Genomic DNA, 10,410 nt, shown 5'->3' on the forward strand with positions numbered 1-10,410 from the left:
ACGGTTCATCCACCGGCGAGGAGGTCGGTATGTTCGACCAGCACTGTGAGTCGGCCGGCCGCCGCGTCGGCCAACCGACTGCGGGCGTACGCCTGGGCGGGGCCGGCCAGGTCGGGGCGCTGCTCGCAGGCCGCCCCGAGCCACCCCCGGAACCACTCGGCGGCCAGGTCGGCCTGCTCCGGGCCGAGACGCCACGGGCTGGGCCGTTCGCGCACGTCGACGCCGTGGCGGGTGAACGCCGCGACGGTGGCGGCGGCGGCATCCGGGCCGAGCAGCCGCCGGCCCTCGACGGTACGCCGCTGGTGGTCGTTGAACGCGGCTTCGACCGCCTCGTCGAGCGGGTCGGTCGGGGTGAACCGGACCCGCCCGGTCACCGAGATGGCGAACAGGACGGGCCGGCCGACGCAGGCGGCCACCACCCGTTCGACCTCCTCCGCGGTGAGCATGTCCAGCAGCGCGGACGCGGTGACCAGGGAACCGTCGGCCAGGTCGGCGGCGGTCAGCCGGGTGAGGTCACCGCAGCGGGTGTGGACGGTCACCGGGGCGCCGTCGGCGGCGGTCACCCCGGTCATGCCCTCGGCGGCGCGGGCCAGCAGGTCGGCGTCCCGGTCGTGCAGCACCCAGTGCTGTGGTCCGGCTAGCCGGGCGGCCAGCCAACGACTCATCGACCCGGTGCCACTGCCCAGGTCGTGGATCACCGTCGGGGCGTTCCCGGTCAACCGGGCCCGGACGGCGTCCAGCAGGTCCTCGGCGCGTGCCGCCGCGTCGGCCGGCTCACGCAACCGCAGCCAGTCGGCGAACGGCAGGGTCTCCTCGGCGGTCATTCCGCCACCTCCTTCAGCACGCCGGCCAGCAGTGCGGTGGTCACCGGCCAGTCGGTCAGGGTGTCGCGCCGGGCGAGAGCGGCACGCCGCAGCCGGGCGCGCAGCGCGTCGTCGTCCAGCCAGCGGATCAGCGCGGCGGCCAGCGCCGCCGGGTCACCGGGTGGGACCAGCAGTCCCGGGCGCTCACCGCCGCGCACGTGACCGAGCGACTCCGGCAGCCCGCCCACCTCGGTGGTCAGCACCGGCAGCCCGCGGGCCAGCGCCTCGGTGACGACCATGCCGTACGTCTCGCCTCTCGACGGCAGCACCAGCAGGTCGGCGGCGGCGTACGCGTCGTCCAACGCCGCGCCGGTCAGCGGGCCGACCAGCCGCACCCGCTCGGTGAGGCCCGCTCCGGTCAACCGGTCGCGCAGCCGGTGCACGAGATCCGGTTCCCGGGCCAGCGTGCCCGCACAGACCATCGTCCAGGGCCGACCGACCAGCGTGGCCAACGCGTCGACCAGCACGTCGTACCCCTTGTGGTGGGTGACCGCCGCGACGCAGAGCAACCGGTCGCCGGCCGCCGAGCCGGCTGCCGGCGGCGCGGGCCGCACCCCGGGTGGCGCGGCCCGGACCCGGCCGGCGAGGGCCGGGTGGCGGGCCAGCAGGGCGCGGCGGGTCCACTCGCTGGTGGTGACGACGGCCCGGGCGGTGGCCAGCGCACGGGCCTCCGGCTCGTCGTCCAGCGGCAGGTGCACCAGGTGCACCAGGCGCAGCCGACGGGTGTGCGGGGCGAGCAGGTCCGGCACCGCCGAGGCGATCAGGCCGTCGATGAGCACCACGGCGTCGTCGGGCGCGGCGGCGAGCACAGCGCCCAGCCTCGCCCGGTCGGCCGGGTCGGGGTGCGGCCACGTGCCGGGCACCGGATGCTCGTGCACCGACCAGCCGCGCTCGCCCAGCCCGGCGCAGATCCGCCGGTCGTAGGAGTTGCCGCCGCTGGGCGTGGCCGGATCGTCGATGTCACCGGGCAGGACGACGTGCACCGCCCGGCCCGCATCGGTCACAACGACCGCTCGTAGCTCGCCCAGGCGATGTGCGACTCGTGCAGGGTGACAGTGATGCCGGCCAGGTCGCGCGCGCCCGCGCCCAGCTCACCAGCGTGTACCCGCTCGACCAGCCGGTCCGCGACCGTACGGGCCAGCACCTCGGTGGTGGTGTTCACCCCGGCGAAGGCCGCCTCGTCGTCGAGGTTGCGGTAGGTCAGCTCGCTCAGTACGGCGCGCAGCTGCTCGGTGGCCAGGCCGATGTCCACCACGATCCCGTCGGCGTCCAGGTCGGGCCGGCGGAACGTCGCGTCCACCACGAACGTCGCGCCGTGCAGCCGTTGGGCGGGCCCGAACACCTCGCCTCGGAAACTGTGGGCGATCATCATGTGGTCCCGAACTGTCACGCTGAACACTGTCACTCTCCGTCTTCGTAGGTGATGAGGTGGCAGAGCGCGGGCAGAGCGCCCGAGGTCAGTCTGGCGAGCACGTCGGGCAGCTCCGCGAAGCGCGACGCGCCGGTGATCAACGCGTCGAAGGCCGGGTCGTCGAGCAGGTCCAGGGCGAGCGCCAGTCGATCGGCGTAACTGCGCCGTCCCCGTCGGGCGGGTGCCACCATCCCGACCTGGCTGCTGCGCACGCTGAGTCGACCGGAGTGGAACGCGCCGCCCAGCGACACCTGCACCGGGCGGTCGCCGTACCAGCTCAGCTCGATGACGGTGCCCTCCGGGGCGAGCAGGTCCAACGACTGTTGCAGGCCTGCGGCGGTGGCGCTGGCGTGGACGACCAGGTCCCGGTCACCTCGGGCGTCTGCCGGGTTGGCGAAGTTGACGCCGAGGGCCCCGGCCACGCCGGCCCGGCGCGCGTCGGTGTCGACCAACTCGACGTGCACACCGGGGAACCGGGCCAGCAGCGCCGCGACGCAGCAGCCCACCATGCCCGCGCCGATCACTGTGACCCGGTCGCCGACCAGCGGCGCCGCGTCCCACAGGGCGTTGACGGCGGTCTCCACAGTGCCGGCGAGCACCGCTCGGGCGGCCGGCACCCCCTCCGGCACCGGCACCACGGCGCTCACCGGCACGACGTACGCGCTCTGGTGCGGGTGCAGGCAGAACACCGTCCGCCCGAGCAGCTCCGGCGGGCCCTGCTCGACCACGCCGACGCTGAGGTAGCCGTACTTCACCGGGCCGGGGAACTCGCCCTCCTGAAACGGCGCGCGCATCGTGGCGTACTGGTCGACGGGAACCCGGCCGGCAAAGACCAACGTCTCGGTGCCCCGGCTGACGCCGGAGTAGCGGGCCCGGACCAGAACCTCGTCGGGGCCCGGGGCGGTCAGCGACACCGGCTGGATCTCGGCCACGCCGGGTTCAACCACCCAGCAGGCGGACGCCTCGCGGATCACCGTCGCGCACCTCACCTCTGCTGCGGGCCGAACCGATCGGCCGTGTCGGTCCCCGTTCGGGGTTGTCGATCATAAACACGGAAGTACGGGGCGCACAGTTCGAAGCCCGCCCGGCAGGACCGCCATTCGGACAAACCGGTCATAGGGTGGTTTTTGCCCCTATAAGCTCCCCTGGCACATTCAAACCAACGGGGGCGTGATGAGGATTTCGTGGTGGGGTAGCCGCAGGTCACGGGCGGCGGCGCTGACCGCCGTCGCGGGCGTGCTGGCGGTCAACGGACTGCTGGTGCCGGCGCCCGCCGCGCCCACCCCGATCAACCCGGTACTGGCCGCCGTGGACGAAGCCATCGGCCCGGTCGACCCGGTCGCCGAGGCGCTGAGCTTCGGCGTGATGACCGAGGGCAACGCCACTGTGAACAACGACGAGAACGAGGGCACCCTCGCCGTCGGCGGCGACCTCACCTTCGGCAACTACCAGCTCGCCGGAGCGAGCGCCGGGTCGTTCGTGGTGCCCGGTGACGCCAACCCCAGCGCCCTGGTCGTGGGTGGACGGGTGAACTTCGCCGGCAGCGTCGGCGGCAGCCGCCTCCAGGTGCTCTCCAACGGCTACGCCAAGGTCGGCAACCTGACCGGCGCCTTCGTCCGCAACACCGACAACAACGGCGCCCAGGTCAACACCCGGATCCTGCCGGCGAACGACTACGACGCCTCACCCCGGGTGGAGCTGGTCACCCGGCAGCCGGTTGCCAGCGTCGGGCCGACCTCACCGATCAACTTCGCCGGTGCGTTCGCCGCCTTCCGGGACACCACCGCCGGTCTGGCCACCTGCGACAACACAGTGGTGCTGCGGACGCCGAACGGTGACGTGCTGCCCCGACCCGTCCCACCGGGCAGCAACGCCGTCGTCACCCTGACCCCTGGCGTGACGAACGTGCTCAACCTGACCGCCGCCGACCTGGCCAACATCCAGATCCTGACCTTCGCGAGCCAGCCGAGCGCCGCCACACCACTGCTGGTCAACGTGGACACCAGCGGCGTGGGCAACACGTTCGCCTGGACCGCCCCGAACTTCGCCGGGATCGGTGGCCCGCAGGCGCGCTACATCCTGTTCAACTTCCCGACCGCCACCGCGCTCACCCTCACCCCGAACGCCGCCACCGTCGAGGGCACCATCTACGCCCCCAACGCCAGCCTCACCGACCTCTCCTCCAGCAACACCGAGGGCAGCGTCATCACCCGTACGCTGGACCACCGCGGCGGCGAGATCCACTACTTCCCGTTCAGCACCACCCTGTCCTGCGCCGGCGCCACCCCGGCCGACATCGCCCTGATCAAGTCGTCGACCACCACGCTGATCAACAGCGTCGGTCAGCAGGTGCCGTACTCGTTCCACGTGGTCAACACCGGCGGCGTCCCACTGACCAACATCTCCGTCACCGACGTGCAGACCCCGCCGTCGTCGAACGCCAACCTCGGCCCGATCACCTGCGCCGCCACCACCCTGGCGCCAGGGGCCCAGACCACCTGCACGGCCACCTACACCGTCACGCAGGCCGACCTGGACAACGGCGGCGTCACCAACGTCGCCACCGCGCAGGGCAGCCCACCCACCGGTCCGCCGGTCGTCTCCGATCCGAACTCCCTGACCATCCCGGCACCGGTGCTCACCGCCGCCGTCACGGTGGTCAAGTCGTCCACCACCACGTCGATCACGACGGTCGGGCAGCAGGTGCCGTACCGGTTCCTGGTCGCCAACACCGGCGGTCTGACCCTGAGCAACGTGGCCGTCACCGACGTGCAGACCCCGCCGTCGTCAAACGCCAACCTCGGCCCGATCACCTGCGCCGCCACCACCCTCGCCCCCGGCGCGAACACCACCTGCACCGCCACCTACACCGTCACCCAGGCCGACCTGGACAACGACGGCGTCACCAACGTCGCCACCGCGAGGGGCACCCCGCCCGGCGGCGGTACGCCGGTCACCTCGCCGCCGTCGACGCTGACCATCCCCGAGGCCGGCCTGATCGCGTCGATCGCCGTCATGAAGACCTCGACCACCACGTCGATCACCACTGTCGGCCAGCAGGTGCCGTACCAGTTCCACGTGCTGAACACCGGCGGGTTCACCCTCACCGGGGTGAACGTGACCGACGTGCAGACACCGCCGTCATCCAATGCCAACCTCGGCCCGATCACCTGCGCCGCCACCACCCTCGCCCCCGGCGCGCAGACCCTGTGCACCGCCACCTACACCGTCACCCAGGCCGACCTGGACAACGACGGCGTCACCAACGTCGCCACCGCGCACGGCACACCCCCCGGCGGCACCCCCGTCGACTCGACGCCCGCGACGCTGACCATTCCGGAGACCGGCCTGGTCGCCTCCATCGCGATCCTGAAGACCTCCACCACCACGTCCATCACGACTGTCGGGCAGCAGGTGCCGTACCAGTTCCACGTCGTCAACACCGGCGGGTTCACCCTCACCGGCGTGACAGTCACCGACGTGCAGACCCCGCCGTCGTCCAACAACGATCTCGGCCCGATCACCTGCGCCGTCACCACCCTCACCCCCGGCGCGCAGACCCTGTGCACCGCCACCTACACGGTCACCCAGGCCGACCTGGACTTCGGCTCGGTCCGGGACAGCGCGACCGCGCAGGGCACCCCACCCGGCGGTCGGCCGCCCGTGCAGTCGCCGCCGGCGACCCTGACGATTCCGAGCGACGTGGTCGTCCCCGGCATCTCCCTGGTGAAGTCGTCGACCACCACGTCGATCACGGCGGTCGGGCAGCAGGTGCCGTACCGGTTCCTGGTGGCCAACACCGGCGGCGTGACGCTCAACGACGTGAACGTGACCGACGTGCAGACACCGCCGTCGTCCAACGCCGACCTCGGCCCGATCACCTGCGCCGCCACCACCCTCGCCCCCGGCGCGAACACCACCTGCACCGCCACCTACACCGTCACCCAGGCCGACCTCGACAACGACGAGGTCACCGACGTCGCCACCGCACACGGCACACCCGCCGGCAGTGACGACCCGATCGACTCGGCGCCCTCGACGCTGACCATTCCGGCGGCCGACCTGATCCAGTCGATCTCGCTGCTGAAGTCGTCCACCACGGTCTCGATCAACACGGTCGGGCAGCAGGTGCCCTACCGCTTCCTGGTGGCCAACACCGGCACCGTGACGCTGTCCGCGGTGAACGTGACCGACGTGCAGACACCGCCGTCGTCGAACGCCGACCTCGGCCCGATCACCTGCGCCGCCACCACCCTCGCCCCCGGCGCGAACACCACCTGCACCGCCACCTACACCGTCACCCAGGCCGACCTCGACAACAACGGGGTCACCGACGTCGCCACCGCACACGGCACACCCGCCGGCAGTGACACGCCGATCGACTCGACCCCGGCGACGCTCACCATTCCGGACGCGGGGATCGTCGCCGCGATCCAGGTCGTGAAGACCTCCACGACGGTGGCGATCAGCGCGGTCGGACAGCAGGTCCCGTACCGGTTCCACGTGGTCAACACCGGCGGGCTCACCCTGACCAACGTCAACGTGACCGACGTGCAGACACCGCCGTCGTCCAACGCCGACCTCGGCCCGATCACCTGCGCCGCCACCACCCTCGCCCCCGGCGCGAACACCACCTGCACCGCCACCTACACCGTCACCCAGGCCGACCTCGACAACAACGGGGTCACCGACGTCGCCACCGCGCACGGCACACCGCCGGGCGGGGGCGCGCCTGTCGACTCGCCGCCGTCGACACTGACCATTCCGGAGTCCGGCCTCGTCGCCAACATCGAGGTGATCAAGTCGACGACCACAGTGGCGATCGCCGCGCCGGGCCAGCAGGTGCCCTACACCTTCCTGGTCGTCAACACCGGCGGCTTCACCCTCACCAACGTGACAGTCAACGACACAGTGCTGCCGCCGTCCGAGCGCGGTGTGCTCGGGCCGATCACCTGCGGTCCGCAGAACATCCCGAACGGCGCTGTGACACTGTCGCCGGGCGCCTCCATCCAGTGCCGGACGACCTACACGGTGACCGCCGAGGACTTCACCGGCTCGTCACTGCGCAACGTCGCCACGGCCACCGGTACGCCGCCGTTCGGTCCGCCGCCGGTCTCACCGCCGTCGCCGGTGGACATCCCGATCCCGCACCCGGCGATCGCCATCACCAAGTCGGTGACGCCCACAGTGGTGTCCGCGGCCGGTGACGTGGTCACGTACCGGTTCGTGGTGAGCAACACCGGCACCACAGCGCTCAGCGCGGTGACTGTCGACGAGACCGACTTCTCCGGCACCGGAACGCCCGGGGCGATCACCTGCGGCACTCCGCCGGTCGCCAACGGCTCGGTCACCCTGGCCGTCGGGGCGAGCACCACCTGCACCTCGACCTACGCGGTCACCGCGGCGGACATCGAGGCCGGTCGGATCACCAACACGGCCCTCGCGGCCGGAACGCCGCCGACCATCCCCGGCCAGGACCCGCCCGCACCGGTACGCTCCGCGCCGGCCTTGGCCGAGGTAACAGCCACCCGGGGCGCGGCGATCACTGTGGTGAAGTCGAGCAGCACCGACAAGATCGTCCGACCGGGGCAGCACGTGCCGTTCCAGTTCGTGGTCACCAACACCGGTCAGGTGCCGCTGACCGGCGTGACGATCACCGACGCCCTGACCGCGCCGGCCTCGGCGGCCAACCTGGGCCCGATCACCTGCGGTCCGGAGAAGACCCCGAACGGTGCCGTCACCCTCGCGGCCGGTGCCGCCGTGACCTGCGCGGCGACGTACACGGTCAGCAAGGCCGACTACCACCACGGGTCGCTGCGCAACACCGCGACGGCGACCGGCACTCCGCCGGACGGTCCGGCGCCGGTCTCACCCGAGTCCACCATCACCATCCCGGTGAAGGGCAAGCTCCCGGTGACCGGCACATCGTTCCCGGCCGGGCTCTGGATGGGTGCCGGCGTGCTGGCGGTGCTCCTCGGCGCGGCGCTGCTGCTGGTCGTCCGGCAGCGCAGGATCCGCGCCTAGCGCGGACCTGATCGCGGGGGTCGGACCGGAGGGGAACCGGTCCGGCCCTCGCGGCACGCCACCACCCCGCGACCACGACGCTCGACGTCACTGATTCAGCAGTGACGCAGCCACCTCGGTCAACCGCCAGGCCCTGCTCGCGACGTCGTAGACCATTCTGAAGTCGGGCTGCTTCGGGACCGACTGGCCGAGCCGCCACGATCCGGGCGTGGCGTGCAGATCGACTGTCACCGAGCCACGCGTCGCGGTGCCCAGCACGCCGACCCAGTGCCGGCTCTCCCCGATCAGCCTCTCCACGGTCTCGACGTCGGGCGCCGTCACCTCTACCACCGTGGTCTCGACAAGTGCCGAGCCGACCAGCAGGGCCAGGAGCCGGCCGAGGACCGCCGCGGGCACCGAGCGGTCCGTCGTTTCGACGGCCACGTAGCAGTCGTCGTGCCCGGAGAACAACAGGCGTGAGCCTGCAAGCGCGGGGAGGACCGGCTCGTCGTACGTGGCCGTTCCGATGACGACGATCATCTCGTCGACCCGCGCGGCGGATGGCGCCTTCGGCACGTCGAGCAATCTCAGCTCGTAGGGGTACCAGCCGGCCAGGAACCGGGGCAGCTGCTCCCGGCGGATCAGCAGGGCCTCCTCGCTGAGGCCGACGACACCGGCCGCCAGCGCGCCGACCTGATGCACCTCGAAGCTGACGCCCTGCTCCGCCGCGATCCGCGACGGCCGCCACTGCTGATACTCCTCGTCCAGGAAGCTGTTGGTCTCCAGGCCGACAACCATGACGGTGTCGTTGCCGGCCAGCATGAGCACCTCGGCCAGCTCGGCGGCCCGCGCCGCGGTCGCGGTCACCATCCAGGAGCCGCCCTTCTCGCGAACGCTGAAGCTCAACGGGAAGGGCGCGCGGTCCAGGCCCACGCTGTTCACCGAGAACGCGCCATGAGGTCCGACCTCGATCGTCGCGGCGCCGTCCCCGGCGATCGGGTAGCCGATCTCGGTGAGGTCCACCCGCAGGTCGGCGACGCTGAGCTGCGGATTCAGGGCCCTCGTCACGGTGTCGGTGAGCGGCCGATGGGCGACGATGTGCTCCACTGCCGCCCGGTCCACAGTCGTCTCGTAGTAGCCGCCGGCGAACTCGACGAAGCGGTCGACGATGTCGTCGAACAGGATGTCGAGCAGCCCGGACCCGTCCGGGCCGTTGTCGTCGTACGGCCCGCTCGGCGGTGGGAAGGCGATGCCGTTCCCGGCGTGCCAGCGATCGTCCTCGGCCAGCCGCCACAGCACTGTCGTCGCGACGAGTTGCCCGTCCTCGTCGCAGAAGGCGGGTTCCGTCACCTGCGGGCGTAGGAGCTCCGGAACACCGTCGACCAGGCCCGGCCACAGCTCGTGGTTCGGATGGCGGTACGGCGACATCGCCGACTCGTGGTCGAAGAGTCGGATGAAGGCGCCGTCGGCGGTGAACACGATGGCCCACTCCTCGCCGCTGCCGTTGCTCATCAGCGCGGCCTCGTCCGTGCCCCAGGTCGAGGTGTAGGCGTAGTAGGGTTCCCCGCCGTCGATGATGCGCTCGAGCACGGCCAACGCCTTGCAGCGCTGCCGCAGCCGGTCGATGTCGGGAAGTTTGGCGGCGACGTCGTAGGCGGTCACCGGGTCACCCTAGTGAGGCGGCAGCGTCCCGGTGTCGGGGGCGAGGACCCGGGTGAAGAACGCCAGGCTGTCGCGGATCAGCGGCTCCAGTGGCACTCCGGCGAAACAGTGGCCGGCGCCCTGCACCACCGACAACTCGACCTCGGCACCCGCCGCGGTCAGCCCTGCGGCAAGCTCTTCGCTCTGCCGTTACCTTTCAGTGCGCTTTAGTGAGCGCATGATCGGTTGCCCCGCCTTGCGGTGGGGGCGGTCCCGGTCTTGCCGGCGGATGCCGTGCCGGGTTCACGTTTCACAGCCACCTGCCCTTGTGTGTGGGTCTTCTGGTCGGCTCCGCGTGCTGCCACCGAGCCACTCCCGGCGGTGTTGTTGAGCTCGGCCGCTAGGGCGGCCAGGTTGAGTGCGGCGTTGTGGTCACGGTCGATGACCAGGCCGCACGCCTCACAGTCGTACTCACGCTCGTGCAGGGCGAGC

The 10,410-nt window shown here is 71.6% G+C and carries 8 protein-coding genes and 1 pseudogene; 2 read left to right on the forward strand and 7 right to left on the reverse strand.

Annotated features, from left to right (window positions below):
- Positions 1-5 precede the first annotated feature (5 nt).
- From NIE79_RS05200 to NIE79_RS05215, 4 genes are read right to left on the reverse strand one after another with little or no spacing between them, the layout of a single operon-like run.
- Complete coding sequence (locus tag NIE79_RS05200) at positions 6-824, reverse strand: class I SAM-dependent methyltransferase (RefSeq protein WP_238677466.1); 819 nt, start codon at positions 822-824, stop codon at positions 6-8.
- The gene (locus tag NIE79_RS05205) at positions 821-1,867 is read right to left on the reverse strand and encodes a glycosyltransferase family 4 protein (protein ID WP_238677467.1); all 1,047 of its coding nucleotides are present in this window, start codon (positions 1,865-1,867) and stop codon (positions 821-823) included. Before NIE79_RS05205 ends, NIE79_RS05200 begins: the two co-directional genes overlap by 4 nt.
- Complete coding sequence (locus NIE79_RS05210) at positions 1,864-2,262, reverse strand: 6-pyruvoyl trahydropterin synthase family protein (protein ID WP_112623286.1); 399 nt, start codon at positions 2,260-2,262, stop codon at positions 1,864-1,866. Before NIE79_RS05210 ends, NIE79_RS05205 begins: the two co-directional genes overlap by 4 nt.
- Before the next feature lie 2 nt (positions 2,263-2,264).
- Positions 2,265-3,248: a zinc-dependent alcohol dehydrogenase gene (locus NIE79_RS05215; RefSeq protein ID WP_238677468.1), complete on the reverse strand. Its 984-nt coding sequence runs from the start codon at positions 3,246-3,248 to the stop codon at positions 2,265-2,267.
- A 199-nt stretch (positions 3,249-3,447) separates the two neighbouring features.
- On the opposite strand from NIE79_RS05215, the pseudogene NIE79_RS05220 reads away from it, so the two are divergent.
- Together NIE79_RS05220 and NIE79_RS05230 are read left to right on the forward strand one after the other, a co-directional pair.
- Positions 3,448-4,818, forward strand: a pseudogene (locus NIE79_RS05220) (choice-of-anchor A family protein); the annotation flags it as partial.
- 111 nt (positions 4,819-4,929) lie between these two features.
- On the forward strand, positions 4,930-8,298 hold the full coding sequence (locus NIE79_RS05230; RefSeq protein ID WP_443677165.1) for a CLIPPER-2 domain-containing protein: 3,369 nt from the start codon (positions 4,930-4,932) through the stop codon (positions 8,296-8,298).
- Positions 8,299-8,385: 87 nt separating this feature from the next.
- On the opposite strand, the gene NIE79_RS33950 is transcribed toward NIE79_RS05230, so the two are convergent.
- From NIE79_RS33950 to NIE79_RS05240, 3 genes are all read right to left on the reverse strand, one after another.
- Positions 8,386-9,939: a hypothetical protein gene (locus NIE79_RS33950; protein ID WP_308193134.1), complete on the reverse strand. Its 1,554-nt coding sequence runs from the start codon at positions 9,937-9,939 to the stop codon at positions 8,386-8,388.
- Positions 9,940-9,948: 9 nt separating this feature from the next.
- Entirely contained in the window at positions 9,949-10,074 is a 126-nt protein-coding gene (locus NIE79_RS33580; protein ID WP_274523640.1) for a hypothetical protein, read from the reverse strand.
- 71 nt (positions 10,075-10,145) lie between these two features.
- On the reverse strand, positions 10,146-10,410 hold a 265-nt coding region (locus tag NIE79_RS05240; protein ID WP_238677469.1), incomplete at its 5' end, for a zinc ribbon domain-containing protein.

It is taken from the genome of Micromonospora trifolii, assembly GCF_022229005.1.
Taxonomy (GTDB): Bacteria; Actinomycetota; Actinomycetes; order Mycobacteriales; family Micromonosporaceae; genus Micromonospora; species Micromonospora trifolii.